Annotated in this window: 20 protein-coding genes; 5 read left to right on the top strand and 15 right to left on the bottom strand. The window is 68.5% G+C overall.

Annotation, left to right across the window (positions count from 1 at the left end; all coding sequences use genetic code 11):
• Positions 1-444: 444 nt before the first annotated feature.
• From ACWD38_RS05295 to ACWD38_RS05310, 4 genes are all read right to left on the bottom strand, one after another.
• Entirely contained in the window at positions 445-1,401 is a 957-nt protein-coding gene (locus ACWD38_RS05295) for an SDH family Clp fold serine proteinase (protein WP_450123412.1), read from the bottom strand.
• 297 nt (positions 1,402-1,698) lie between these two features.
• Positions 1,699-2,223 (bottom strand): restriction endonuclease, encoded by a 525-nt coding sequence (locus tag ACWD38_RS05300; protein ID WP_450123413.1) that lies wholly within the window; start codon positions 2,221-2,223, stop codon positions 1,699-1,701.
• Positions 2,224-3,093: 870 nt separating this feature from the next.
• Positions 3,094-3,603 carry an anthrone oxygenase family protein gene (locus ACWD38_RS05305; RefSeq protein WP_450123414.1) on the bottom strand — a complete coding sequence of 170 codons (510 nt, stop codon included), beginning with the start codon at positions 3,601-3,603 and terminating at the stop codon, positions 3,094-3,096.
• 52 nt (positions 3,604-3,655) lie between these two features.
• Complete coding sequence (locus ACWD38_RS05310; RefSeq protein ID WP_184477461.1) at positions 3,656-5,080, bottom strand: MFS transporter; 1,425 nt, start codon at positions 5,078-5,080, stop codon at positions 3,656-3,658.
• Positions 5,081-5,543: 463 nt separating this feature from the next.
• Here ACWD38_RS05310 and ACWD38_RS05315 point away from each other — a divergent pair, with 463 nt between their 5' ends.
• Genes ACWD38_RS05315 through ACWD38_RS05325 form a run of 3 tightly spaced genes read left to right on the top strand, consistent with a single transcriptional unit; the run spans position 5,544 to position 9,213 of the window.
• Positions 5,544-6,110 carry a 2Fe-2S iron-sulfur cluster-binding protein gene (locus ACWD38_RS05315; protein WP_184477459.1) on the top strand — a complete coding sequence of 189 codons (567 nt, stop codon included), beginning with the start codon at positions 5,544-5,546 and terminating at the stop codon, positions 6,108-6,110.
• Positions 6,107-7,099, top strand: coding sequence for an FAD binding domain-containing protein (locus tag ACWD38_RS05320; RefSeq protein WP_184477457.1), 993 nt, complete (start codon positions 6,107-6,109; stop codon positions 7,097-7,099). The genes ACWD38_RS05315 and ACWD38_RS05320 overlap by 4 nt, the downstream gene beginning before the upstream one ends.
• The gene (locus tag ACWD38_RS05325) at positions 7,096-9,213 is read left to right on the top strand and encodes a xanthine dehydrogenase family protein molybdopterin-binding subunit (RefSeq protein ID WP_450123415.1); all 2,118 of its coding nucleotides are present in this window, start codon (positions 7,096-7,098) and stop codon (positions 9,211-9,213) included. Before ACWD38_RS05320 ends, ACWD38_RS05325 begins: the two co-directional genes overlap by 4 nt.
• A gap of 414 nt (positions 9,214-9,627) precedes the next feature.
• Here ACWD38_RS05325 and ACWD38_RS05330 read toward each other — a convergent pair whose 3' ends face one another.
• The 8 genes from ACWD38_RS05330 to ACWD38_RS05365 all read right to left on the bottom strand — a co-directional run bounded on the left by ACWD38_RS05330 (position 9,628) and on the right by ACWD38_RS05365 (position 20,255).
• Complete coding sequence (locus ACWD38_RS05330) at positions 9,628-10,197, bottom strand: TetR/AcrR family transcriptional regulator (RefSeq protein WP_450123416.1); 570 nt, start codon at positions 10,195-10,197, stop codon at positions 9,628-9,630.
• 133 nt (positions 10,198-10,330) lie between these two features.
• On the bottom strand, positions 10,331-15,061 hold the full coding sequence (locus ACWD38_RS05335; protein ID WP_450123417.1) for an RHS repeat-associated core domain-containing protein: 4,731 nt from the start codon (positions 15,059-15,061) through the stop codon (positions 10,331-10,333).
• Between the two features lie 120 nt (positions 15,062-15,181).
• A complete protein-coding gene (locus tag ACWD38_RS05340; RefSeq protein ID WP_184477451.1) occupies positions 15,182-15,781 on the bottom strand; it encodes a YbaB/EbfC family nucleoid-associated protein in 600 nt (199 codons plus the stop codon).
• 71 nt (positions 15,782-15,852) lie between these two features.
• Positions 15,853-16,512, bottom strand: coding sequence for a type VII secretion target (locus ACWD38_RS05345; RefSeq protein ID WP_450123418.1), 660 nt, complete (start codon positions 16,510-16,512; stop codon positions 15,853-15,855).
• Positions 16,513-16,577: 65 nt separating this feature from the next.
• Positions 16,578-17,363 carry an ESX secretion-associated protein EspG gene (locus ACWD38_RS05350; RefSeq protein WP_184477447.1) on the bottom strand — a complete coding sequence of 262 codons (786 nt, stop codon included), beginning with the start codon at positions 17,361-17,363 and terminating at the stop codon, positions 16,578-16,580.
• A 10-nt stretch (positions 17,364-17,373) separates the two neighbouring features.
• A complete protein-coding gene (locus ACWD38_RS05355; protein ID WP_184477445.1) occupies positions 17,374-18,993 on the bottom strand; it encodes a WXG100 family type VII secretion target in 1,620 nt (539 codons plus the stop codon).
• Between the two features lie 240 nt (positions 18,994-19,233).
• On the bottom strand, positions 19,234-19,692 hold the full coding sequence (locus ACWD38_RS05360) for a hypothetical protein (RefSeq protein ID WP_246456675.1): 459 nt from the start codon (positions 19,690-19,692) through the stop codon (positions 19,234-19,236).
• A gap of 371 nt (positions 19,693-20,063) precedes the next feature.
• Positions 20,064-20,255 carry a hypothetical protein gene (locus tag ACWD38_RS05365; protein ID WP_450123419.1) on the bottom strand — a complete coding sequence of 64 codons (192 nt, stop codon included), beginning with the start codon at positions 20,253-20,255 and terminating at the stop codon, positions 20,064-20,066.
• A 249-nt stretch (positions 20,256-20,504) separates the two neighbouring features.
• On the opposite strand from ACWD38_RS05365, the gene ACWD38_RS05370 reads away from it, so the two are divergent.
• Positions 20,505-21,008, top strand: coding sequence for an RDD family protein (locus tag ACWD38_RS05370; protein WP_450123420.1), 504 nt, complete (start codon positions 20,505-20,507; stop codon positions 21,006-21,008).
• Here ACWD38_RS05370 and ACWD38_RS05375 read toward each other — a convergent pair.
• From ACWD38_RS05375 to ACWD38_RS05385, 3 genes are read right to left on the bottom strand one after another with little or no spacing between them, the layout of a single operon-like run.
• Positions 21,001-21,651 (bottom strand): response regulator, encoded by a 651-nt coding sequence (locus tag ACWD38_RS05375; RefSeq protein WP_184477439.1) that lies wholly within the window; start codon positions 21,649-21,651, stop codon positions 21,001-21,003. The genes ACWD38_RS05370 and ACWD38_RS05375 overlap by 8 nt on opposite strands.
• The gene (locus ACWD38_RS05380; protein ID WP_184477437.1) at positions 21,648-22,859 is read right to left on the bottom strand and encodes a histidine kinase; all 1,212 of its coding nucleotides are present in this window, start codon (positions 22,857-22,859) and stop codon (positions 21,648-21,650) included. Before ACWD38_RS05380 ends, ACWD38_RS05375 begins: the two co-directional genes overlap by 4 nt.
• A gap of 33 nt (positions 22,860-22,892) precedes the next feature.
• On the bottom strand, positions 22,893-23,309 hold the full coding sequence (locus tag ACWD38_RS05385; protein WP_450123421.1) for a hypothetical protein: 417 nt from the start codon (positions 23,307-23,309) through the stop codon (positions 22,893-22,895).
• A gap of 183 nt (positions 23,310-23,492) precedes the next feature.
• Between ACWD38_RS05385 and ACWD38_RS05390 the strand changes: the two genes are divergently transcribed.
• Positions 23,493-25,223: an alpha/beta fold hydrolase gene (locus tag ACWD38_RS05390; protein ID WP_450123422.1), complete on the top strand. Its 1,731-nt coding sequence runs from the start codon at positions 23,493-23,495 to the stop codon at positions 25,221-25,223.
• The last annotated feature ends 125 nt before the right edge of the window (positions 25,224-25,348 follow it).

Below are 25,348 nucleotides of genomic sequence, written 5' to 3' on the forward strand. Positions count from 1 at the left end.
ACCCCGGCCATCGCTAGCCGACTGCCTGGTGAGCCTGTCGCGCTCGTTACCGCCAGCAAACGCCCCCGAAGCCGTACACATCCAGCCACGACGCTCGTGTTCAGAGTTTCTTTTCTTCATCAAGGGCGGCCCCTGCGGGGCCGCCTGCCAGCTGTATGCGAGCCCTGCCAAGCCGACCGCCGGGCGTGCGGCTGGCGCCGGTCCCAGCGGCCGGCGGCCGGGCGCAAAGCGGAAGGCAGGCGGCCAGGAACCACGCAGGAGCCGCAGGTTCCACGCCAACTAGCACGCTGACGATCGCCAAGATTCACGAGAGGATCATCAAGACTTAGACCTGGGTCAGCTTAACCACTAGCTGAAACCCGCCTGAGCTGCGGAAACGTAGCCGGGAGACTGGCCCGCCTCATCTTTACCCCAAAAACTCGCGACGAAGACCCAGCAGATTCGTTATTTAATTGCAAAGTTTTTAACTTGTGAAGCATATTCACCCTCATAGACCTGAAGCGCCGGAATGTCCCCCAGTACGAAATAGCGAGTCCACAAGTTCCAAATATGCTCCCAATGCGGATCCTGAAGCGAGAGCTCTTTAATCGGCAAACCGGCCTTAGTTGCTTCTCCAGATCCAATTACCGCGCCATGATAACTCGGCTCATCAACAAATGGCTGACGAACCTGGTCCGCCATTTCGTCGATTTGCTCCTGAGACCGATCCGGATTGCTCCCCAAAGCCAACCGTGCAAGTTGCGCAGTTCGGTCAAGCGCTGAGCGCGCCCCCTCAACAGCCGGGGCATCAATCCCGCCAAGCAGCGCCGTATGCAAAGGGTAGGTATCCGGACGTTTAGCGACATCATCAAGTGCGCGATCGACTGCGGCGATTAGATCTTTCGCACTAACAAATCCGCGTTTCGCCACATTGATCTGCGGATCAATAGGGCCAAGGTCCGAGGTAGGGCCCATCAACACATGATGCGCCCCAAGCGCGAGGATGGTAGCAGCGCTTTTAGCATTCTCCGGAACGACGACGGTAAGCTCTTTACAGGCGCGCTGAGCCATTCGCACCAGACGCACGGCAGTCTCACCGTCGCCGCCCGGCGAACACAAGATCAGATGCAGATCCTGCTTAGGATCAGCATCGTGGAGAAGCTCCGCAAAGTAAGTCACACTATCAGGCGCGATCTGGTCGATCATAATAACAAGACGACACTGATACTGAACTTGATACTCGCGAATTAGCTTCCTGCGCAGGTATCGATCTTCATTCTGCGCACGAAATAAGGGCGTATAAGAACTAGCACTATTGGCGGCTACCGGTTTCGATTCACCTGCCGCGGCCGAGGAACTGGACGAGTCGCTCGAATTGGCCTGCCCGAACGCGGCTGCATCGTCCTCTCCCCGAGTTTCCACGCCTCTATGGCGACTTTGGCCCTTTGATCCCAATCTGAGTCCTTAAACTTTTCGGGCCTCGGTAGAACTCCATAGTCGCTCGACATCACTGCCTCCCCTGCCCTCCGCTACCTAGACGCTACTGCGCTGTAGCTACAAACTGGATCGTAGTAGCAGCGGCCGACAATCACGACCGTCTTTGGAGGGACACGTGAGTCGCGTCACTCTAATGGAGTAATATTTCGGGTTTGGCCCAGCCTTCACTGATCTCTTAGGGTCAACCTTTGGGTGACCCTGGACACACTCAAGCCGGTCTGGTCACGTCTTGTCGATCACCCCACGCCAAGCTTCCCCCTTCAAAAACATCTCAATGACGGACAAATCGAGCTCGGAAAGAACTACAGGAGCCGCCGGGCTAGGCCTTGACCGCAAAGGGGCCGTCACGAAAGAAACCTGAAGCTCATGCTTGAAAGCAACAGGCATAACAGATGGGTTACGCGCATTTCTCGCCCGGGCGGCAGCGCTTGCCGTGAAACCTGAATGCGAGTACAGGAACCCTCGGTCCGCCCCAATGTCTAAAAGTTTTCCAATGAATCCATCGACCGTCACAACATTTACCGGCCTGCTGTAGCGTTTACATTCGATCGCAACCAAGATCGGCTCGCCTATCATCCTTCCCTGCACCCAAACGTCGATCTGCCGTTGAGTTGCACTCAGGCGCCCAAGAACTTCCACGTTGTGCTCAACGATGGAATTCGGCTCAAGGCTTTCCACGATATGTCGTACAGATTCCTCGTATCGAAGCCACAACGGTTCGTCGGACGGTGCAGGCCCCAGCAGCATGGAGGCAGAATACTCACACATGCAAGGAGCTCGACACCTCGTGGCGTCTACTCAGGCTTGGAATATTCCTTCTCGCATTGATCGATGCCGCCCACCTCCTGCATATAGTTGCTACAGCAAACAAATCCATCCTTCTCGAAGCTTCCGCCTCGCACGCGGCACGCGTTCACCTATCACCGCAGATAAGTACGAAGTTAGCTCGATTGGCCTAATCATTGCATGTCCGATAGTTCCCGATCGTGAGTTTGATTGCCATGTCTAACGAATTTCTAGGGGTGTTGGATTATTCGGTTTAAGGGGAGATCATGAGGTGTTCGTCGACGGGCCATCGCATGTTTCAGGCCAAGTCAGGTGGCGTCAAGCACCTGCCGTCGCCCGCTCTAATCAGTGGGATGTGCGGTCGCCGACGAGGTCCCGTTGAGGCACGCAGTCCAGGGACACATCCGGGGCACATGCGGCCCGCAGACGACCGAAGCCGATGACAAATGACCGATGTTCCACGGCCTGGCTGCCGCGTAGGTGGCCGACCGCCGCACGTAGACGCTGTGGCCGGAACACCCTCCGGGGGCAGCGTTCTGTTGGGTCAGCACAGCCCAAAAAGTTGCCAATAAAGTGCCAATAATCGACCTTCGGCGACGTCAGATGAGGGCAACTGACCTCACCTCTGATCACGACATTCATGCAGGTGACAGAGGTTGTCGTCAAGCGACGGCAGACGTCGGACAGCGTGGACGCCAGAACAGCGGGTTCGGGGTTCAAGTCCCTGTTGGCGCACCGAAGCCCCAGGTCATCGACCTGGGGTTTTTCTTTTGGTGGGTAGAGGGATATTTGATTCCGCGGCCAGCGCGAATGGATCGGCTTCGGTTTCGGTCAGTTCTGGTTTCGGGTTCGTGTGGTGAGCAGGGCGTACGAGAGGGCTGCCAGGGCGGCGGTCGAGGTGAGGGCTCGGGCGGTGTTCCAGCCGGTCCAGGTGGTGGCGTTCGCTTCGCGGACGGCGTGCAGGTTCGGTGCGCGGTCGGGTGGGCCTGCGGCGTCGAGCGCCGCGTTGAGCGGGAAGTGGACCACCGATGTGATCACGACGGTGGCCATGGCCAGGAGGAATCCGGCGCTCACCGACGCCCACAACGCCGGATGCGTGCGGCGGTGGGTCACGACCGCGATCAGGGCGAGCGCGGGGGCGCCGAGGAAGGTCGCGAGGAACCAAGGGTTGATGAACGCGACGTTGAACTGCTGCATGGCCGCGACGAACGTCCGGTCGTCTCCGAGCTCCAGTCCGGGCATCACTCCGCAGGCGAAGATGTAGTAGGTGCCTGCTTGCAGCCCGGTGGTCAGCGTGGCCAGCAGCAGGACCACCGATGCGAGCCGCGGCGAATCGATCATCGTCGGCCTCCGAGCCGGAGTTCCGCCACGCGGTGGCCGGGGTCGCGGTGGGTCACGTCGTCCCTTCCACTTCGCCGCGCTGTTCTTCCAGGGTTTCGCGGGCTTCCTCCCGGGACCCGGCGGTCGGTTTCGCTCCGGGCAGGGGGCGGCCCGCGGTCTCCCTCGCGAACCAGGACGCGATCAGGCCCAGCAGCCCGGCTCCGATGAGCACGAACGCCGGGGCGGTGGTGTTTCCCGTTGCGCTCACCAGGTATTCCGACAGCAGCGGGGTCGTGCCGCCGAACACCGCGACCGAGATGTTGTAGCTGATCGAGACTCCGCCGTAGCGAACGTGCGTGGGGAACAGCGCGGGGAGGGTGGAGGGCATCGTCGAGCTGAAGCAGATCAGCATCAGGCCGAGGACGATCAGGCCGCCGATCACGGCCCAGACGGCTCCACGACTGATCATCCAGAACGCGGGCCAGGACAGCACGACGAGCGCGCCGGCTCCGGTCGCGACGATCGGCAGGCGGCCGATCTTGTCGGAGATCCGGCCCAGCCGCACCACGAATCCCATGATGACCAGCATCGTGACCAGCACGAACACCAGCGCCGAGGTGTGGGCGTAGTGCAGGTCCGCGGTGATGTAGGTGGGGATGTACGCGGTGAGCATGTAGTTGGCGACGTTGAACACGGCCACCAGCGACACGCAGGTCAGCACCGGACGCCAGTGGTCGCGGAAGATCGTGCGGTAGATGCCGAGGCCGCTGCCGGCCGCGTCCTCGCCTGAGGACTCCGCTTGCTGCTGCGCGGGCGTTTCCTCCAAGCGGAAGCGCAGGTACAGGCCGATCACGCCGAGCGGCCCGGCCAGCAAAAACGGGATTCGCCAGCCCCAATTCACCATTTCCTGCTCGCCGAGCGCGGTGAGCAGGATCGTGACCACCGCTGCTCCCAGCGCGTAGCCGGTGAGGGTGCCGAATTCCAGCCAGCTCGCCAGGAAACCGCGTCGCTTGTCGGGCGCGTACTCGGAGACGAACGTGGTGGCGCCGCCGTACTCGCCGCCGGTGGAGAAGCCCTGCACGACCCTGGCTACCAGCAGCAGGATCGGTGCCCAGATGCCGATCGTCGCGTACGAGGGGATGAATCCGATGGCCACGGTGCCGAGCGCCATCATGATCATCGTGATGGCCAGGACCCGCTTGCGGCCGAGGCGGTCGCCGAGCGGGCCGAACACGAATCCGCCGAGCGGGCGCACGATGAAGGCGACGGCGAAGGTGGCGAACGTCGACAGCAGCTGGACCGTCGGGTTTCCGGCGGGGAAGAAGACCTTCCCGGTGATCACGACCAGGTAGCTGAAGACGCCGAAGTCGAACCACTCCATCATGTTGCCGATGCCCGCGGCGGTCACGGCACGGCGGACCTTGCCCTCCTCGACGATGTCGACCTGATCCTCCAGGCGCTGTCCGCGATGCCGCCGCTTGCGCGCGCTCGCCGCCATCGGCTCCTCCTCTGTCGGGGTCCGCCCCGGAATACCCGCGAACGATCATGGGCATGCGGGACGGTCCACCTCGGATTCGCCGCCACCACGCGCGATCCCGCGACCGGCCCCGCTCCGGCCTCGGGGAATCCAGCCTCACATCCCCGAATGCGCCGCACATCTTGATGTGGTCGCGCCCCGGCCACCTCGATCCGACCCGAACAGGTGACCGAATGCGGGATTTTTCCGCCGCGTCGAGTCGTTGAGCGGTTTGCCGGGTCCGAGAAGGTCGCTTACAGTGAAGTGGAGACGTCCCCGCTTAGATGGGTTTCCGCTGGACCTTCCCACGACCCGGCCGATGCCGCGTCGGTCGTGCTCGACCGCTGCCGCGCGGTGTCGTGAGCAAGAAGGTGGCCAACGCGGCACGCCCCGGAACCATCGCGCGACGTCATTCCCGTCCTTGTCTGATACCGACGGAGACTCCATGTCCCACCACAGCTCCACCATCTCGCTGCGGGTGAACGGCGAGGACCGTTCGCTCACGGTCGACAACCGCACCACCCTGCTCGACGCGCTCCGCGACGACCTCGACCTGGTGGGCACCAAGAAGGGCTGCGACCAAGGGCAGTGCGGCGCCTGCACCGTGCTGCTCGACGGCAAGCGGGCGGTGTCCTGCCTGCAGTTCGCCGTCGGCGTCGACGGATCCGAGGTCACCACCGTCGAAGGCATCGCCGACGGCGACCGGCTGCACCCGGTGCAGCAGGCGTTCCTGGACTTCGACGGCTACCAGTGCGGCTACTGCACTCCCGGCCAGATCTGCTCGGCCGTCGCCGTCATCGAGGAACACGCGGCGGGCTGGCCCAGCGCCGCCACCGAGGACGTCCGGCCCGAAGCCGGCGCACCACCGCTGGACGCTGCGGAGATCCGCGAGCGGATGAGCGGCAACCTGTGCCGCTGCGGCGCGCACAACTCGATCGTGCGCGCCGTCGCGCAGGCCGCCACCATGCGCGAGGCCGAGAACACCGTGTCCGGAACGGAGGTCTCGGCATGAGGGAGTTCGACTACCAGCGCGCGACCGACGTGCGCACCGCCACGACGCTGCTCGCCGAGAACCCGGACGCGCGGTTCCTCGGCGGGGGCACGAACCTCGTGGACCTGATGAAGACCGGGGTGGAGAACCCGCCGCAGCTCGTCGACGTGCGCAGGCTGCCGCTGGACGCCATCGAGGTCACCGACGACGGCGGGCTGCGCATCGGCGCGACCGCCACCAACAGCGACGTGGCCAACCACCCCGAGGTGCGGCGTCGCTTCCCCGCGCTCGCCCAGGCGGTGCTCGCGGGCGCCTCCGGGCAGCTGCGCAACGTCGCCACCGTCGGCGGGAACCTGTTGCAGCGCACGCGGTGCGGCTACTTCGCCGACGTCACCCAGCCCTGCAACAAGCGAGTACCCGGTAGCGGCTGTCCCGCGATCGAGGGCGAGCACCACAACCACGCGATCTTCGACTGGTCCGAGCACTGCGCGGCGACCAGCCCGTCGGACATGGCGGTGGCGCTGGCCGCCTTCGACGCCGCGGTGTCCTACGAGACCGCGGACGGCCCCGGCGAACTGTCCTATTCGGACTTCCACCGGCCCGTCGGGGAGCGCCCGGACCAGGAGATCGCGCTGCCCGCAGGGGCGCTGATCACCGGGATCACCTTGCCCGGTGCCGCGCTCGCCGCCCGCTCCCGGTACCGCAAGGTGCGGGAACGCGCCTCCTACGCGTTCGCCAACGGCTCCATCGCCGCCGCGCTCGAAGTCCGCAACGGGGTGGTCGACGACGTGCGGATCGCGTTCGGCGCCGTCGCGAACCGGCCGTGGCGGGCGCACGCCGCCGAGCGGGCGCTGCTCGGCCGCGCCGCCACCGCCGAGGAGTTCGGCGCCGCCGCCGACGCCGAACTCGCCGCCGCGACACCGTTGCCGCACAACGGTTACAAGGTGCCGCTCATCCGGAACCTCGTGGTGTCCGTGCTGACCGAAATCACCGAGGAGGCCACCCGATGACCACGATCGACCCGCGGGTGAGCGCGACGAGCACCACCTCCCCCGCCGACACCGGGACCGCCGGCTCCGCCCGCACCCGGCTCGAAGGCCGCGCCAAGGTCACCGGCGAAGCCCGCTACGCCGCCGACCACCCCATCGAGAACCTCGCGCACGGTTCGCTCGTGCTATCCACCGTCGCGCACGGCCGCATCACTTCGATCGGTGACGAAGCGGTGCTGGGCATGCCCGGCGTGCTCACCGTGCTGCACCACGGCAACGCGCCACGACTCAACCCGGAAGCCGGGATCTTCGGCCCCGACCCGGGATTGCAGCTGCTGCAGGACGATCGGGTGCGCTACGTGGGGCACCCGGTGGCGCTGGTGGTGGCGAAGACGCCGGAACAGGCCCGCGCCGCAGCCGACGCCCTCGAAGTCACCTACGAGGCGGAACCGCACGACTCCGAGTTCCGCGCCGACCACCCCGCCGAGTACGCGCCGGGAGGCGCGGGCACCGTCGACAAGGGCGACGTGGACGCCGAGACCGACGGAGCGGCGGCCGTCGTCGAGCAGACCTACAGCACTCCCGAAGAACACCACACCGCGATGGAGCCGCACGCGTCCATGGCGCGCTGGGAGGACGGGCGGCTGGAGGTCGTCGACGCCAACCAGGGCTCCTACCTGGTCGCGCAGATCCTGGTGAAGCTGTTCGACCTGGCCCCGGAGTCTGTGCGGGTCCGCTCCGAGCACGTCGGCGGCGGCTTCGGCTCCAAGGCCGCCGGCCCGCAGCTGGTGCTCGCGGTGATGGCCGCGACCCTGACGCAGCGCCCGGTGCGGGTGGTGCTGACGCGCCCGCAGGTCTTCGCCGTCACGTCGCTGCGGTCCGCGACCGAGCAGCGGGTGCGGCTCGCCGCCGACGCCGACGGCCGGATGCGCGCCATCGACCACGAGTCGCGGTCGTTCACCTCCACCATCAAGGAGTTCGTGGAGCTCGGCACCGAGCTCACCGGCGTGATGTACGCGTCGGAGGCCATCCGCACCCGCACTCGGGTGGTGCCGCTGAACGTGCCCTCGCCAGGCTGGATGCGGGCGCCCGGCGCGGCGCCCGGATCGTTCGCGCTGGAATCGGCGATGGACGAGCTCGCGGAGCGGCTCGACATCGACCCGGTGGAGCTGCGGCTGCGCAACGAACCGAGCGTCGGGCCCGTGTCCGGGACCCCGTTCAGTAGCCGCAGGCTGGTGGACTGCCTGGAGCAGGGCGCGAGCCGCTTCGGCTGGTGGCAGCGGGATCCGCGGCCCGGGGTGCGCCGCGACGGGCGCTGGCTGCTGGGCACCGGCGTCGCGGCGGGCTCGTTCGGGGCCGGGCCGATGCCCTCCACGGCCGCGATCACCGCCGAGGCCGACGGCACCTACGAGGTGCGCATCACCGCCGCCGACATCGGCACCGGGGCGCGCACCGCGCTGTCCCAGGTCGCCGCGGAAGCGCTGGAGGTGCCGCTGGAAGCGGTGCGGATCCGGATCGCCGACAGCGACTTCGGGCCCGCGTTCCTCGCAGGAGGTTCGCGCGGCACCGAGTCCTGGTCCTTCGCGATCATCGAAGCGGCACGGGCGTTGCAGAAGAAGCTCGCCGCGGGCGAGCAGGCACCGGTGACCGCGCGGGCCGACACCACCGAGCTGATCGGTGCCCGCAAGCAGCTCGAACGGCACTCCTTCAGCTCTCAGTTCGCCGAGGTCGCGGTCGACGTGACCAGCGGTGAGGTGCGGGTGCGGCGGCTGCTGGGCATGTTCGCGGTGGGGCGGATCATCAACCCGCTGACCGCGCGCAGCCAGTTCGCCGGCGGCATGATCATGGGCTTGTCGATGGCGCTGCACGAAGAGGGCGTGCGGGACGCGACGGGCAGGCAGGCCAACGCGAACCTCGCCGGGTACCACATCGCCGCGCACGCCGACGTCCCCGAGATCGAAGTGGACTGGGTCGACGACCCCGACGAGGACAACCCGTCCGGGGTGAAGGGCGTCGGCGAGGTCGGCATCGTCGGCACCGCCGCCGCCATCGCCAACGCCGTGCGGCACGCCACCGGCGTGCGGCACCGGAACCTGCCGATCAGCCTGGACCGGGTGCTCAACGCGGCCGGGTAGTACGCAGCAGGGTGATCACATCAGCGGTCCGCTCGCCCCGACCGGGGTGAGCGGGCCGCTTTGCGTTCGGCTCCATCGCGCACGATCCGGAGTGAACGGACCGATCGCCCAACGTGGTTCGAGTGAACGGACCGTTCGTCTAAACCCGTTGGACCAACGGTCCGTTCACCCATATCCCCACCACCGAGCCGCAACCGACTCCCCCCTAGCGCCACCACGCACGCCCGGAAGCAATTCCAGTGGAGTGAACGGCCTGTTCGTCCAATCCCGTTGGACGAACAGGCCGTTCACTCGAATCAGCTTCCGGCGTGAGCCACGCGAGACGGCGCGGCCATGAGCTCGGTGGGGGCGATGCCGGTGGAGTGAACGGACCGTTCGTCCAATGCGATTGGACGAACGGGCCGTTGACTCGGGTCAGTGGACGCGGAGGCCGTCGTAGAGGAGGTCGAGCAGCCGTTCGGCCTGTTCTCGGTGTTCGGCTCCCCCGGCGGCCATCGCGATGCCGAACAGGCCCAGCAGCAGGTCCGCCGCCGGAACGTCGTCCCTGATCACTCCGGCGCGGGCGCCCGCGTCCAGCAGCGGGGTGATCGAGTCGAGCAGCATTTCCTTGCTCTTGTCGTACGGCGCCCCACCGGAGTCGATGACGGCGCGCAGCGCGTCCGCCATCCCCAGCTTCGCCGTCGCGTAGTCCAGGGCGCGGCCCATCCAGGCACGCAACGCCTCCCCTGCCGGGAGCGTCGCCAGCAGGTGCGGCGAGGCGTCGCAGAGACGGCTCAGCTCGTGCCGGTAAGCGGCCTCGATCAGCGCCTCCCGCGTCGGGAAGTTCCGGTAGAGCGTGCCGGACCCCACGCCCGCTTCCTTCGCGATGTGATCGAGGTGCGCGTCCAAGCCCCGCTCGGCGAACATCCGCGCCGCGGTGGACAGGATCTTCTCCCGATTCCGCTGCGCGTCGGACCGCAGCGGACGGTCGATGTCCCTGGCCATGCGGCGCCTCCTCCGGTCGCACCTCCCGGAATCGGGCACGTCACGGCCCGCCGGAGCGTGCGGTGCGACTCCACATCCTAGGCCATCCGTCCTCCGCGAATTCGAAGATCTAGCCCGGGTGCCACCGACCTAACTACTTCTTCTTGCTGAGACCGCTACCAGGATCGGTCGTAGTCCAGGACTTTCCAACGGCCTCGGGATGAGAATCAAATTTGCCGCCCTTGTCCGGGAAGACGGTCCCGTCCTTGCCGCCCATCGAAGTGAGCTTGATGTCCTGCCCGCTGGATATCCGGTTGTTGACGTCGTCCTTGGTGGCATTGCCGTAAAGATCCTTGTAATCCTTGCCGAGCACATTTTCGCGGCTGGGGTTGTTGTTCCCCAGATATGCCTGCACGTCCTGCTTGCTCCAGTTCGCGGGGAACATCGTGCTCGCCTTGGGCCCGTCCGCCCCGGCCTTCGTATAGACGATCTCGTGCAGCTGCGTGAATTTCCCGCGATGTGCCAGGACAGTGATGTCATTAGGGAGGTACGGCGACTTCCCGGTCTTGTTGTTGATCACATTGTCGGCGTTGAACTTGCCCCGTCCCGGCGAATTCTCGTAGGCGTGAAGGCCGGTCGGCTTGCCGTTGGTTCCCTTTTCTCCCTTGAAGATGTGCTTGTTGAGGTGCTCCTGCTCGCCGTACTTGCCGGCGACCTTCTCGATCGCTGTCTTCGGCGGGTCGGCGTTCGGGTGGGTTTTGCACGGGACGAGCCCCAGCGGGTCCGCCCATGCGTGCGGGTTCCGCACGTAGGCGTGCTGGTTGGGGCCACCGTCCAGGCCCAGCGGGTCGGGGCTGGCGTAACGCCCGAGGAACGGGTCGTAGTAGCGGTAGAAGTTGTAGTGCATGCCGGTTTCGGCGTCGAAGTACTGACCGGGGAAACGCAGCGGGGTACCCGCTCGCGCCGATTCGGCATGGGGAGAACCACCCCACAGGGTCGTGCGATGCACCCAGGAGACGCCGCCCTGGTCATCGAGGAGTTCGGTGGGTGTACCGACCAGGTCCGTCACGATCGCGTGGAACTTGGAGTTGACCCAGTCCTGCGGGCCGCGCTGTACCCGTTCTGCCTGCGTTAGCGGCCGGAAGGACCCCGGTTCGTGGTCCCAGACGAGGACGTGCGGCCCGGGCTGACCCTGCCGGTACCCGGCCTGCTCCGCCAGGACGTGACCGTCCCAAGTGAAGTCGACCCCTTCGAGCACGGTCGTGCCGTCCGTTCCGAGCCGCTGCTTTGCGATACGGCGTCCGATCGCGTCGTAGCGGTATGCCCAACGGGTTCCGTCCGGCGTGAGCACGCCGACCAGACGGTCGTCGGCGTCCCAGGAATACCGCCAGGTCTCGGGCCGGTGGGAGAGGTGCTTTCGCTGACGGAGGACGAGCCTGCCCTGCGCGTCGTGCTCGTACCGGACTCCGCCCGCGGCACGAACCAAGGTTCCGCCGTGGACGCGTTCACCGAATTCGTCCTCGTTACCTGAAGACGGCCAGCTGCCGTGCGTGATGTTGCCCGCGGCATCGTAGGCGTAGCGCTCCGACCAACCCGATCCCTGGACCGCGAGCACCTGGCCCGCGTGGTCGAGGGTGAAGGTGCGTGGGCCCGTGAGCTGGTCCTGGACTCCGGTGAGCGCGCCGTCCGCCCGGTAGGCGTAAGTGCGCTGCTGCGCGGAACCTCCGCCGGCTCCGGTGATCGTCTGGGCCTGAAGCAGGTGGGCGGCCGTCCACGACTGGCCGAGCACCAGGCACGCCCCGACGCTGCGACGCACCTCCCGGCCCGCCTGGTCGTACTCGAAGCGCAGCGTCCTCCCCGCGGAGTGCAGCGCGATCGGCTGATCGTTGGCGTCGTACTCCCAGGTGCTCTCGGCGCCGGACGGGGTGCGTCGCCGGACCCGGCGCCCCAGCGGGTCATACTCGGAGGTCACGGTGCGTCCATTGATCGTCTCGGCGAGCACCCGCCCCACCGGGTCACGCTGGAAGACGACTCGACTCGCTCCGTTGACCGCTTCCAGCACTTCCCCGGTCTCGCTGAGGGTGAACCTCGCGACGTCGAAACCGGTGCGGCGTTCGACGACGTTGCCCAACAGATCGAGGCTGAACCGGGTGACCTCCCCAGCACCGTTGGTGCGCTCGACGAGTTGGCCCGCCGCATCGTAGGCGTACTGCAGGGTGCGGCCGTTGAAGTCGACTTCACGCACCAGGCGCCCGGCCGCGTCGTACTCGTAGCGCCACACCAGCCGTTGCGGATTCGTCACGGAAACCAGGCGCATCTCGGTGTCGTAGCCGAACTCCATCCGAGTGCCGTCCGGGCGGGTTTCCGCGGCGACGAGGTCGAAGTGGGTGATTTCGGTGGTGGAAACCTCGGCGAACTCGTCGCGGTGTTCGCGCTGGTTTCCCTCACCGTCGTAGACGCGGCGCTCGACCGTGCCGTCTGCTCGCTCGTGCCAGGCGAGCTCACCGCCGACCGTCCAGCCGAACCGCTGCACCCCGCCCACCGGGTCGGTGATCGCGGTGACCCGCCCGAATCGATCGCGCTCGTACCGGGTGGCCGCACCGAGCGCGTCCACGAATGCCGTGGGAAGCCCACTCGCGTCGACTTCCACGGTGCTGGTGTTGCCCAAGGCGTCGGTGATCGCGGTGAGGTTGCCGTGCTCGTCGTAGCTGTAGTGGGTGGTGGCTCCGCAGGCGTCGGTCGTGGAGCGGAGATTTCCGCTCTCGTCGTAGGTGTGGCGGGTCGTCGCGCCGTCCGCTTCGACGAATGCGACCGGCAGGCCAGACTCGTCGTAATCGCACCTGAGCTGGGTGCCGTCCGGCCGCGTGATCGCGAGGACGTTGCCCCACTCGTCCCGGTCGTAGCGAACGCTGCGACCGAGCGGATCGGTGCGCTTGCGCAGCCGGTCGAACTCGTCCCATTCCGAGCGGACCTCGTTGCCCAGCGGATCGACTTCGAGCACCGTCTGGCCGCGTTCGTTGAGGTGGTAGGCGGTCTGGTGTCCCAGCGAGTTCGTCCACCGCGTCACCCCGTCCTCGTAGGACATGGTGCCGCTGAGGAATCCGCCGGAGCCGTCCGCACGCACCACCCGGCCCTCGTGGTCGTAGCCGTAGCGGTACCAAGCCTCGTTCCGGTCGGTCCAGCTGGTGATCCGGCCCGCGTGGTCGTAGGTGAACCGCAGGGGTTTCCCGGAGCCGTTGATGACCTCGGACAGCAGGCCGTGCTGGTAGCCGTAGCGGACCAGAGCCAGGTCGGCGCCGCCATCGGCGCCGCACAGGTGCAGGGCCGTGATCAACCCGTTCGCGGACTCGACCCGGATGCGGTAGCCGCCGCTGTGCCGGATCTCGGTCGGCACTCCGGCTTCGTCCCGGTCGAAGTCGATGCGGTGCCCGTTGCGGTCGGTGATCGCCCGCAGCGGCAGCACCGAACCACCGCTGCCGAAGTGCAGCGTCAGGTCTTGCTCCACCACGGTGATCGTGTAGCCGTCATCGGTCAGCGCGAGCGGGTTCCGCGCCCCGGCCTGCGGCAGGGACACCGGCGTCGGGTGCGGGTAGAACAACAGCGTGCCGTCGTCGCCCGCGAACGACAGACCCGCCTCGTCCACCTCCAATCGCTGGTCCACGGTGGATGCCCAGTTCGGGCCGAAGAACCGCCCCACCCGGTACGACGACAGGTGCACCCGGCGCAGCACCAGCGGCAGCACACCCGCCAGCTCCACGTCGACCTGCGGGAGCACCACATCACCGCTGGCCACGTCGATCGGGTCGCCGCAGGTGTTCTTGTTCTTGTCCGGGGTGCGTTCCCGGTCCGCGCCTCGGTTGTTGTCCCGGATGTTCCGGCTGCCCGCCGGATTGGTCCCGTCGGGAGACTTGTCGTCCTTGTTGCCGTTACCGCCTGCCGGGGAACCGCCGTCAGACGACTTGTCCGAGCCCGTCGAGTTCGTCTGGTCCGGCCCCTTGTCGTTGTTCGGCGGGGGCGTGGGGTCCGGGGTCTTCTCCGCGTTCGCGGAGTTGTTCGAGGCCGGGCCGTCCGGGCCGCCGCGGCTGCCGCCGCCGGGCGGCGGGGACTTCGGGGGCGGGCCGGAGGAACCGTCCGATTTGATCTTCTTCAGCGCGTCGGAGGCCTCGCCGAAGCCCTTGCCGAGCTTCTTGAGCATCGGGACGAGGGCCTTCATCGCCTTGACCAGCTTCATGGTGATGTCGGCGATCTTCGACGCGACCTTGGCGACCTCCGCGATCACCTGCGGCACCACCCAGGTCAGGCCGATGCCCAGCGTCGCGATGACCTGCAGCGCCCAGCTCACCAGGTGGCCGACGAGCTCCGCGATGATGTCGCGGACCAGCGTGCGGACCGCCGCCACGACCTCACCCGCGGTACCGATGCCGCTCGAAGCACCGTCGGCCGCGCTCTTCGCGGCCTCCAGCAGCGTGGCGGTGTCCTCGCTGCGCTTGCGGTAGGCGTCCCCGGCCTGCCCCGTCCAGCCCGCCGTGTCGGCCTTGACCATGTCGGTCAGGTCCGTGCTGATCGCGGCCAGCTCACCGGAGATGTTCTTCCACGTCTCCGAATGCGCCTTGATCTCGTCCGGATCGCCCGTCAACGCGTCCAGCGCGTCCGAGACCGGGCCGACGTGCTCCATCAACCACCCCACGCCGGCGGCGAGGATCGAACCGAACGGGTCCATCGCCATGCCGAGCGCGTCCAGCGCGGTGCCGGTCGCGCCGAGCACACCGGCGGCCCAGTCCCCCTGCTCGATGGCCTTCTTCGTCTCATCGACCGATTCCAGGATCGGGACGCCGCTGAAGGACTTCGTCGAATCCTCGCGCTCCGCCACCAGTGGATTCGCCACGGGGCCATCACCTCAAGAGTGTGAGCCGGGTTGCCCGGCATGTGCTGACAACGGGGGCACCACGAGGGCGCCGAGAACACGGGCCGGTCCCGTGATCCGCTTCGTGATCGTCCGGGCGCGTCAGTCCCGCAGCGGGTCGAAGTCGGGGCCGAAGTCCCCGTCGTCGTCATCGACCGGCCTGCGCCGCGGCGGCTTCTTCGAAGCCGGGGGCGGAGTCGCGTTCGGCGGTGCGGGCGGGGCCGCGGGCGGCGGCTTCGACTGCTCGTCGTCCTCCGGCGGCGCCCACTTCCCGGAATCGGGCTGGTCGGGCTCGGGCTCGTCCGGTTCCTCGGGGAACCGCTCCCGGAGGTTGTCCAGCATCATCGACCGGGTCTGCTGGTCCTCGTCACCGAGCTGCTCGGTCATCACCTCGCCGACTTTGGCCGCGATGTCCGACTGCGCCTTGCGCATGGTGTCCATGATCTGCGCGGACAGCTCCTGCAGCGGCATCGAGCGGATCTTCTCGGTGAACTGCACGTCGGTGACGCTGCCGTCGGCGCGCACCGTCACCTTCACCCGTCCGTCCGGGCCGGTGGCCGTGAGCCGGATCTGCTCGGTCTGCTCGCGCACCGCCTGGTAGCGCTGGGCCTTCTCCGCGAAGCCCTGCGCCCACTGCTCGATGCGCCGTTCCGCCTCGTCCGGGTCGCTGCCGAGCGCCGCGAATCCACCGGGTCCGGACATGCTCCGCCTCCATCACAAGCTCAGTACTGCTGACAACGTTCGGGTGCCGCTCAGGCTTCGTCGGGTGCCGCTCAGGCTTCGTCGGGTGCTTGCCGACCGTGCGGCGCGTTCTGGGGCGTGGCGTGCTGGTAAGTCGGCGTGGCCTGCTGGAAAGTCGCGTCAACGCCCTGCAACACCTCGTGCTGCTGCGACACCTGCCCCGGCTCCGCACCGCCATACGGCGCGTTCCGGGGCGTGAACTGCTGATAAGTCGCATCCGTGCTCTGCAACACCTCGTGCTGCTGCGACACCTGCCCCGATTCCGCACCGCCATACGGCGCGTTCCTCGGCGTGAACTGCTGCTCGGACCCGAACTGCTGCGGCGCCGAACCGCCGTTCGCCCCGTTCATGCGCGTGAACTGCTGCTCCGACTTGCCCTCGGGCAAGTGCTGGTTCTCGAACTTCCGGAAGGACTCGGCGTTGTCGTCGTCGTTGGCGTCGTACTCCTTCGCGGTGGTGCGGATGTTCTCCGCCGTCACCTCGACGCCCTCGCGCGCGGCCTTGAGCGCGTTGACGCCCTCCTCCTCCGTCGGATTCACGATCGGCGGCAGGAACGAGCACAGCAGCCCGTAGGCCTCGTCGGACATGCTGACCTCCTGCGCCGCCGAGAGCGCGGTGCCCAAGCGGTCGGTCAGCGCGTCCAAGTGACTCGCGTGCGCCCTCAAGTCCTCGGAGACGACTTCGTAGGCCATGGCCGAAACTCCTCACGATGAATGTCCGCGCGGGATCCGCCGCACGGATGACCGGCTCGGCCGGTTCAGCGGTCCAGCAGGTCCTCGAAGTCCACTGTGGACATCACGTCGGCGACGCGTTGTTCGATGCGACCGTGGTCGGCGGGCATGATGCTGAGCCACTCGCCCTCGTTGACCACCAGGTACCGACCCTGGTGGGTGTCGAACCAGGTCACCAGCGTCGCCGCCCGCCGTCCGCCGCCGGAGACACCGATCTGCCCGCCCGCCCGGCGGTTGGTCGCCAGCTCCAGCAGCGCGTCGACGTCCTCCGCGGGCATCCCGGCGCGCAGCAGCGCCGTGCGGTCGTCGAGATCTCCGCCGAACGGATCGTCGCCGAAGTCGTCCTCGCTGTCGGCGACCTTGGCCAACGTCTCCTTGCGCACCGTGAACCCGCGGCCCCGCCCCGCATCCGCCGGAGCGAGCACGCCCACCGCGACGCTCGCCAGCGCCCGCGGCCGGAACCCCCACAACCAGACCTGATCGTCGGTGAGCATCGCGAGCACGCCACCACGAGCGTTCACCGCGGCCAGCGCTCGCACCGGCCCGTCCGCCGCACCGACGACGTCCACCGAGAACTCGTGGTCGGACAGCAGCCGCAGCAATCCCTCCAGCTCGGCGTCGAGCCGATCGCCCGAAGCGAGATCGCGGGCGGCGAGCTTGCGCAGCACCTCCCCGGCGAGCTCGGCGCGCTCCTCCATCGTCGCCCCGATGCTCGGCACCCGGAGCGGGTACGGCGCCCGGCCGAGCCCGAGCGACCCCATGACCAGGTCGAATTCGTAGGCGGACAACGCGAAATCCGGTTCGCTGCTCATCGTCTGGTCCTCAGGAGTCCTTCTTCTTCGGCTTGCCGCCACCGATCACCGGCGGCGGCAGGTCCGCGCCAGGAACCTCGACGATCGGCGTGCTCTCCACGTACTTCGCCCGGCGTTCCTCGTCCTCGCCACCACGACCGCGCCCGGCCGCGGCACCCGGCGCGCCCATGCCGCCCGCACCGGCACCGGCCGAACCGGAACCGCTCGCCGAGCCACCGCCGACCGGGCCGCCCGCGGGACCGCCACCGGGCCCCATGCTCACCGAGGACCGGCCACCGGCCCCCACGTTCGAACCGCCCGAGCCCGACGACCCGCCAGGTCCCGACGACCCGCCGGAGCCTCCGGCTCCCAGGCCGCCACCCGCCCCACCAGGACCGGACGTGCCCGGGATCGGCGGGATCGCCCCGCTCCACCCGGAACGACCGTTCGGCCCCGGGCCGTTGCCGCCACCGGGCCTGCCCGGACCGGTCGGCACGCGACCGCCCGGCGCGACCGGGCCACCGCCGCCGGTGTCGGTGCCGGGCAGCGGCGGCAGCGGGCGGTGCTTGATGGTGGGCGGGTCCACGTTGCTCGGCTTGGTTCCGCTGGGACGGCTGCCCTGCGGGCTGGTGCCGTCCGGACCGGTCTTGCGGTCCAGCGGACGCCTGCCCTGGTTCTTCCCGTCACCGCCGCCGAATCCGTCCAGCGACGGCACGCGAGCGCCGGGGCCGCCCTGCGGGCCGCCCTTGTCGCCGTGCAGCTGCGGGGTGCTCTCCAGGTGCGGAGCACTGGCCGGGGCGTTCGACGCCGGAACGTTCGACGCGGGCGTGTTCAGCACCGGCATCCGCTTCGTCTCCTCCGCGCCACCCGGTGGCGGCCCACCCGGCTGCTGAGCTCCGGGCACCTCGCCCGGACTCGGCGCCCCGGCGGAGTCGGTCACCTGCGGGTTCGCGGAGAGCGGTTCCCGCGGCTGAGACAGGGTTGCCTTGACGCCTTGCTTCTGCTCGTCGCGGATCGGGTCCGGCGGCGGCTCGAAGCGCGGGGTGCTGCCGTCCACCACGCGGGACGAGATCTCCATCCGCTCCATGACGGCGACGGCCTCGTCGTGGGCGGAATCCGCCTTGACCGCCTGCTCCTTCATGTCCTCGGTCGCGGCCAGCAGGCCCGCCAGCACGCTCTTCCCGCTGCCACCGCCCAGGACGCCGTAGAGGGAGACGATCTCGTCGCGGAACTCGACGTCCTTCGGCTCCGGCATGTTCGTCTTGGCGTCTTCCATGACCCGGCCCTGCTCGCCGATCCGCTGGCCCAGGTCACCGGCGGTCTGACCCGCGTCGGACGTCCAGCGGGCGAGCTCGTGGATGGCGCCGCGAGCGGACTTCGCCGCCTCGCCCTGCCACCCCTCCTCGGTGCCGCGCAGCCGCTCGGCCATGCGCTCGGAGGACTCCCCGATCTCCGCGCCCATCCGCGCCCAGTCCTGCGCGAGCTCACCGACGCGGCCGGGTTCGTTGCCCTGGTGGACCGCCTCGTAGAGCTCGCGATGGCTGCGCGAACTCCAGTTCTGGGTGTCCCGCAGCACCAAGTCCGAGCCGGCGACGAGCGTGGCCGACCTCGCCCGCATCGGCTCCGCGGTGGACTGCTCTTCCTGCGTCATGCTCTCGTTCCCCTCGCACCGCGTCCGCATCCGGCGTCCGCACCTCGGCCACTTCCCTGCGACGGCCTCCGCGGCCGATCGCGCACCCGTTTCCGCTCGTTGATGTTCACGCGGCGTCTCGCACCCGGGTGAACACCCGACTCGGGACTCAACGGTCCGGTACCGGCGGAGCGCACGATCGGCGCCGACGCAGCACGAAAGCGGCCGGGGCGAGTGCCCCCGGCCGCCACGACGCGCGGCTCACAGCTGCGACTTGAGGTTCTGGAACATGTCGACCGCGTGCTCGTCCGCGGTCTGGTAGCGGCGCATCGCCTCGGCCACCGCGTCCTGCGCTTCGTCGAGCACCTGGCGGTACTGCGTGAGCACGCCGGTGAACGAGTCGCCCTCGCTGGTGGCCCGGTCGGCGAACTTGCCCGCCATCGCCTCGCCCACGGGGTTCTGCCCCAGCGGCGCGCGGCGGCCGAGGTCGTCCGAGCGGCGCAGCCAGGCGTCGACCTGGTCCAGCTGCTCGGTCAGCAGGTCCTGGACTTCGCGCCCCGCCTCCGGATCCAGCTTCAACCGACCGGCCGCCACGTCCGTCCGGAGCGTGCCGACCGCAGCCGCCGAAGCCTGCAATCGCTGCTTGGCGGCCATCATCGGCTGCGCCTGCTCGGTTCCGACCTGCATCGGACGCAGCTCGGCTTCCTCTCCGCCGCTCATGACTCCCCCTCGGAGTTCACCATCCACAACACGACACGCACCGACGAACCCGAACCCCCCGGAACGGGGACCCACCGGCGGTACCAGATCTACCGGAGCCGCCGCGCCCGGCAACAGGGCGATCACGGTGATCGTTACCGCCTCGCGATCACTCCTGCCCTATCAGGCAGAAATTTCGCCGCGAACTCAACCTTCGGCTGCGCCGAACGTCCATTTGTTGGGGAAACCTGCGATTTCCCAGGCCGGGAGACATCGGTCACGAGTCGCCCGAAAGGGCACCGGTGGACGGCGGCCGTCGCGCGTCACCGTAGCCGTTCGTCGCGGCACCGCCACGATCCCGGAGACGTCGCGGTGCCCGCCACTGCGGCGGGTCAGCGCAACGATCCGGTGGTCGACCGCGCGAGGTCGACCACGAACCACACCACGGCGAGCGCGAGCGCTCCCGCGACCACGTAGTTCATCGTCACCCACTCCGCGGTGCCGATCAGGCTCGGCACCACGGCGATGGCGGCCATGACGAGTACCAGGAAGTTGACCAGGTTGTGGCGGGTCGTCTTGGACATGTTCTGCTCCGTTCACTCCGCACCGTGCGGTGCGCTCTCGTTCGCTGTCAGCACTGAGCTTCTCGGAGCGGAGCCGCCCGCACATCGGGCCCGAGGACGAACCGGAACCGGCACCACCGGCCGAAAGTACGAGACGACGCGGACGTGGTTCCCTTGCCCGGCAACGGAACCGAACGCGCAGCGGGCCGTGACCGGCGACCGCAGGCCCCGAGTACCATCGGCGAATCGTTGCCGCTTTGGGGAGAACGCATGGTGCCGACCGGTGTGGAACAGGGCGACCAGCACTCCGCCGCGGACCCGGTGAACAGCGGCCCCGCGTTCCTGCGCAGGCGCTTCGGCCAGATCGTGCTGGATTCGCTGCTGCGCACCACGATCTCGATCGTGCTCGTGCCGCTCGTGCTGCCGTTCGCGTGGCTGGTGCGGCAGTTCGGCGCCTCGGCCACCACCAGCCTGGTCGGCGGTTTCTCCGTCTACTTCGTGCTGATGGTGGCGCTCGCCTGGTGGTGGCACGTGTGGTTCCCGCACCGCCACGGCGACCAGACCCCCGCGATGCGCTGGCTGAAGCTGCGCCTGATCGACCTCGGCGGGGACGAGCCGGGCCTGGGGCAGTACAACGCGCGATGGGTGCTCACGGCCGCGGACTCGATGTTCTTCGGTCTCGTCGGCATCGTGCTGATCATCGTGACACCGCAGCACCAGCGGGCCGGCGACATCGTGGCCCGCACCCGCGTGGTGCGGACCGACGTCAGCTGACGAGGCCCTGCTGCCAGGCCCAGATCGCGATCTCCGTGCGGTTGCGCACCGACAGCTTCTGCTGCGCGCTCGCCAAGTGCGACTTCACGGTGGACAGCGACACGTGGAGCTCGGCGGCGATCTCCGCGTTCGTCGCCCCGCGCGCCACCGCCAGCACCGTGTCCAGCTCCCGCTCGCTCAGCGGCGCGTCCCGGCGGTTCATGCGGCGGCGCTCGGGCCGGGTGAAGTGCGACAGCAGCCGGGTCGTCACCGACGGCGAGATCATCGACTCCCCGTCGGCCGCCGCGTGCACGGCGTTGACCAGCAACGTCGCCCCCGCGTCCTTGAGCAGGAAGCCGCGCGCCCCGGCCAGCAGCGCGGCGTAGACGTTCTCGTCCACGTCGTAGGTGGTGACCACGACGACGCGCAGCGGATCCGGCACGTCCGGCCCGGCCAGCAGCCGCGTCGCCTGCAGCCCGTCGACCTTCGGCATCTGGATGTCCATCAGCGTCACGTCAGGCCGCAGCTCCCGGGCCAAGTTGACGGCGGCCTCACCGTCCGCGGCCTCGCCGACGACCTCCAGTTCCGGCTCGGCGCTGAGGATGAGCCGGAACCCGGTCCGCACCAGGGTCTGGTCGTCGGCGATGAGAACGCGAATGGTCACCGGGGGCCTCCTTGGCCGTTGCCGCCGGCGTCCTGCGGAGGTGCGATCGGGAACCGCGCGGTCACCCGCCACCTCCGCCCCGGTGCGGGACCGGCCTGCACGGTCCCGCCGACGGCCTGCACGCGTTCGGCCATGCCGACCAGCCCGTAACCGGAACCCGTGCGGTCCGGCGATACCGACGGCACGTTGTCGTTTTCCACGACGAGCACGAAATCCGCACCTTCGCGGCGGCCGGTTACCCGGGCCTCAGCGGCGTCCGGGGAGTGCTTGCGCGCGTTGGTCAGCGCCTCCAGCACGATCCGGTGCGCCGTGGTCGCGAGTTCCGGGTTCACCGGCACCTCGTCGAGGTCGGCCGCGACGTCCACGGTGGCGTGCACGCCCGCGGCCTGCCGCACCGCTTCGCCGAAACCGGTGCCGTGCGGGAGGGAATCGTCATCGTCGGTGCGGAGCATACCGACGAGCCTGCGCATCGCGGCCAGCGCTTCGGCCCCCGCCTGCTCGATCTCGGTGTAGACCTCGACGGGATCCTCCGGCGAGACCCGCGGATTGCTCGCCAGGGCGCGGGCGGCGTTCGTGCGGACCACGATGCCGCTCACGTGGAAGGCCACGAGGTCGTGCAGCTCCCTAGCCAGCCGCAGCCGCTCACCGGTGCGGACCTCGGCGAGCTCACCGCGCCTGCGGTTGTCGGCGTCGCGCAGCACCAAGCCGATCGACAGCGCGATGCCCCAGGTCAACGCGGCCGCCACGGCGATCAGCGTGAGCGCGGTGCCGTCGTAGCGCAGCAGCGAGGCGGGCACCAGCGCGATCAAGCTGCCCACCGCGACCAGCACCGCGGGCCGCGGACGCAACCGGCGGCAGCACGCGCCGACCAGCAACGACAAGCCCACGACCTCCGCGCCGGCCGGCACCTGCCCCGTGGCGAACCCGGCGTAGCCGAGCCCTTCGCTGATCACCGTGCTGAGCAGGCTCAGCACGATGGCGGCGGCGGCGAGCACGCCGACGTGGGCCGGAAACCGCCGCCGCAGCACGGCCAGCAACGCGACGATGGTGCCGCTCGGAGGAATCAGCAGTGCCGCGGTCGTTGAGATGCTCGCGTCGATCCACGCCATCGACACCGCGTCCGCGACGCAGGCCACCACCAGCGCGACGGCCTCCACGGCGAACAACCCGCGGCGGGCGGGCGGCCCGAAGAACCACGGACTGCTCATGATCACCGACCTTATCCCAGCGGGGAGCGCAGATCACCGCGGCGCCTGGACGTCCACGACGTACCGGTTCGAGTCGGGCAGGAAGCTCAGCACCAGGCCCACCACGGCCAGGCCCGTCCCGACGTAGGACGCCGCCCCCACCGGGCCGAACAGCGCGAGCAGCTGCAGCACCACGAACACCGCCAGGACGATCCGCGCCCAGTTGCGCCCGGCCCGCAACTTCAGGCTCAACCACACGTAGACCAGCACCGACACCACGGAAATTCCCAGCGAGAGGTTCACGAGCATCGAGTTCAGCTCCGGCGGCACGCCGGGAACCGGGGGTTGCGAACCGGAGAACAGCTCGATCGCTCCCCACACCATCGGGATCACCGCCGAGGCGAGGTAGGCGAGCACTGCGGAGTTGATGGTCGACGGGGCGGAAGGGATGTGCACGTTCGAAGTCGTCATGGCCGGAAAGCTAATCGTCGCGAAGAATCCGCGGCAAGCTCTTCCGGCGCATTTCGTACTTTCGGCCATCCGCCTCATTCCCGCGAACTAGAAGCGCCGCGGAACAATTCATCCACGAGACCAATGCACAAATGAGGTCTCGCCCGCGAACAATCGATCCGACCACTTCTCACTGGAGGTTCGATGCGTGATTCAGCGAAGCGGGCGGCGCTCACCGCCGCCTGCCTGGGACTGGCGGTGACCGGCCTGCCCGGCGTCGCCTCTGCCGCCGAGAACACCGCCCCGCCGAAGTACTCCGGCCAGCAGCTCGCCTGGGGCCCCTGCCCGTTCGAACCGGCCGAAGGCGCCCTGTCCGCCGAGTGCGCCGTCGTGACCGTGCCCCGCGACTGGGCGAACCCGGAAGCCGGACCCGACCTGGCGGTCTCCATCAGCCGAGTGCGAGCCGACGGCGAACGACAAGGATCGCTGCTGGTCAACCCCGGCGGACCCGGCGCGCAGGGCAGCTCGATGGCCGGCTCGATCGCCGGGATCGAACCGGACCTGCACCAGGGGTACGACCTCATCGGGATGGACCCGCGCGGCACCGGCCACGAAGGCGCGGACGCACCGCAACAGCCGGGATTCCTGTGCGACGTGCCCCTCGACCGATTACCCCGAGGCACCGACCTGGACGCGCGGGACCGCTCCGCGGAGAGCATCGCCGAACATCAGAAAACTCCCCGCGCCATCGCCGAAGCCTGCCAGAGCGACGCGGTCGCCCCGTACATCACGACCTGGCAGACCGCCCACGACATGGATCTCATCCGCGCACTCCTGCACGAGGAGAAGCTCAACTACCTCGGCTATTCCTACGGGACCTGGCTCGGCGCGAAATACGCCTCCCTATTCCCGCACAATTCGGGCCGGATGATCCTCGACTCGAACGTGAACTGGCAAGGCAGGTTGCAGGCCGCGTTCGAGGACTTCCCGCGCATCGGCCAGCGCTGGTTCGACGACGTGTACCTGCCGTGGACGACCCGGCAGTTCCCCGAACTCGTCGGCACCGACGTCGACTCCGCGCGGCGCACCTGGGAAGACGTGCGCGCGTTCTACGCCGCGCAGGGCATCGCCCCGGACAGCTTCGACGCGATGTTCGTCGGTGTGGGCAGCGAGATCGGCTGGGCGTTGTCGAGCTCGGTGCTCATCGCCGGCATCAACGAGATGAACGGACAGCCACCGGAACCGGCCCGCTCCGCGGCGTTGCAGACGATGCTCGACGAGCAGGCGCGGGCGAACTTCGGCGTCCCGCTCACCGAACTGACCCCGCAGCGGGTCGCCGACGGCCTCGCCGAGGACTACGCGCCGGTGTCCGGAACGCGGTACGCCGTCGCCTGCGGTGACCAGCCGACCCGCTCCGCGCAGTGGTACGAAGAGCTCAGCGACCACCAAGGACCGGACCTGCCGCTGAACGGCTGGGCCTACGGGCTGAGCGAGACCTGCGGGTACTGGTCCGACGCCCCGCGCCAGGAGTTGCCGCAGCTGCCGCCCGAAGTCGCGGCGAACGTGCTCGTCGTCCAAGGCGAGTTCGACCCGCAGACCGCCTACGAGCAGGGCGGCGCCGCCGTGGACGCGGCCGGCGGGGTCAGCATGGTCTCGGTGGACGACTCCCCGACGCACGGCCAGTACGCGATGGCGAACAACCCCTGCGTGGACGGCATGGTGAACGTGTTCCTGCTGCACGGCTCCCGCCCGGCCGACGCCGTGTGCCCCTCCGTGCCGCTGCTCGGCGAGGACGAGGTGTTCCCCGTCGACGGCCCGGTGACCTCGGCACCCGCTCCGATGCCCGCCGACATCGGCACCGGCCCCGACCACCCCGAACTCCGCCGATCCCTCCAAGACCAGATCAGCCGAGCCACCCACACCCCCGCCGCCTGACCCGCACCGGGGCGCATCGCGCCTCAAGTGAACGGACCGTTCGCCCAATCCCACTGGACGAACGGTCCGTTCACCCACATCCCCTCCCCACCCAGCCGGCACCCCAGTTCGAGGCACACGCCGAA

This window comes from Saccharopolyspora sp. NPDC002578 (assembly GCF_053592695.1).

What these genes read in the sequence shown, in the direction of transcription:
- ACWD38_RS05380 (WP_184477437.1), bottom strand. Translation starts at nt 22,859, where the DNA reads ATGAGCAGTCCGTGGTTCTTCGGGCCGCCCGCCCGCCGCGGGTTGTTC.
- ACWD38_RS05330 (WP_450123416.1), bottom strand. Translation starts at nt 10,197, where the DNA reads ATGGCCAGGGACATCGACCGTCCGCTGCGGTCCGACGCGCAGCGGAAT.
- ACWD38_RS05325 (WP_450123415.1), top strand. Translation starts at nt 7,096, where the DNA reads ATGACCACGATCGACCCGCGGGTGAGCGCGACGAGCACCACCTCCCCC.
- ACWD38_RS05300 (WP_450123413.1), bottom strand. Translation starts at nt 2,223, where the DNA reads ATGCTGCTGGGGCCTGCACCGTCCGACGAACCGTTGTGGCTTCGATAC.
- ACWD38_RS05340 (WP_184477451.1), bottom strand. Translation starts at nt 15,781, where the DNA reads ATGTCCGGACCCGGTGGATTCGCGGCGCTCGGCAGCGACCCGGACGAG.
- ACWD38_RS05350 (WP_184477447.1), bottom strand. Translation starts at nt 17,363, where the DNA reads ATGAGCAGCGAACCGGATTTCGCGTTGTCCGCCTACGAATTCGACCTG.
- ACWD38_RS05305 (WP_450123414.1), bottom strand. Translation starts at nt 3,603, where the DNA reads ATGATCGATTCGCCGCGGCTCGCATCGGTGGTCCTGCTGCTGGCCACG.
- ACWD38_RS05360 (WP_246456675.1), bottom strand. Translation starts at nt 19,692, where the DNA reads ATGAGCGGCGGAGAGGAAGCCGAGCTGCGTCCGATGCAGGTCGGAACC.
- ACWD38_RS05355 (WP_184477445.1), bottom strand. Translation starts at nt 18,993, where the DNA reads ATGACGCAGGAAGAGCAGTCCACCGCGGAGCCGATGCGGGCGAGGTCG.
- ACWD38_RS05365 (WP_450123419.1), bottom strand. Translation starts at nt 20,255, where the DNA reads ATGTCCAAGACGACCCGCCACAACCTGGTCAACTTCCTGGTACTCGTC.
- ACWD38_RS05385 (WP_450123421.1), bottom strand. Translation starts at nt 23,309, where the DNA reads ATGACGACTTCGAACGTGCACATCCCTTCCGCCCCGTCGACCATCAAC.
- ACWD38_RS05370 (WP_450123420.1), top strand. Translation starts at nt 20,505, where the DNA reads ATGGTGCCGACCGGTGTGGAACAGGGCGACCAGCACTCCGCCGCGGAC.
- ACWD38_RS05345 (WP_450123418.1), bottom strand. Translation starts at nt 16,512, where the DNA reads ATGGCCTACGAAGTCGTCTCCGAGGACTTGAGGGCGCACGCGAGTCAC.
- ACWD38_RS05320 (WP_184477457.1), top strand. Translation starts at nt 6,107, where the DNA reads ATGAGGGAGTTCGACTACCAGCGCGCGACCGACGTGCGCACCGCCACG.
- ACWD38_RS05315 (WP_184477459.1), top strand. Translation starts at nt 5,544, where the DNA reads ATGTCCCACCACAGCTCCACCATCTCGCTGCGGGTGAACGGCGAGGAC.
- ACWD38_RS05390 (WP_450123422.1), top strand. Translation starts at nt 23,493, where the DNA reads ATGCGTGATTCAGCGAAGCGGGCGGCGCTCACCGCCGCCTGCCTGGGA.
- ACWD38_RS05310 (WP_184477461.1), bottom strand. Translation starts at nt 5,080, where the DNA reads ATGGCGGCGAGCGCGCGCAAGCGGCGGCATCGCGGACAGCGCCTGGAG.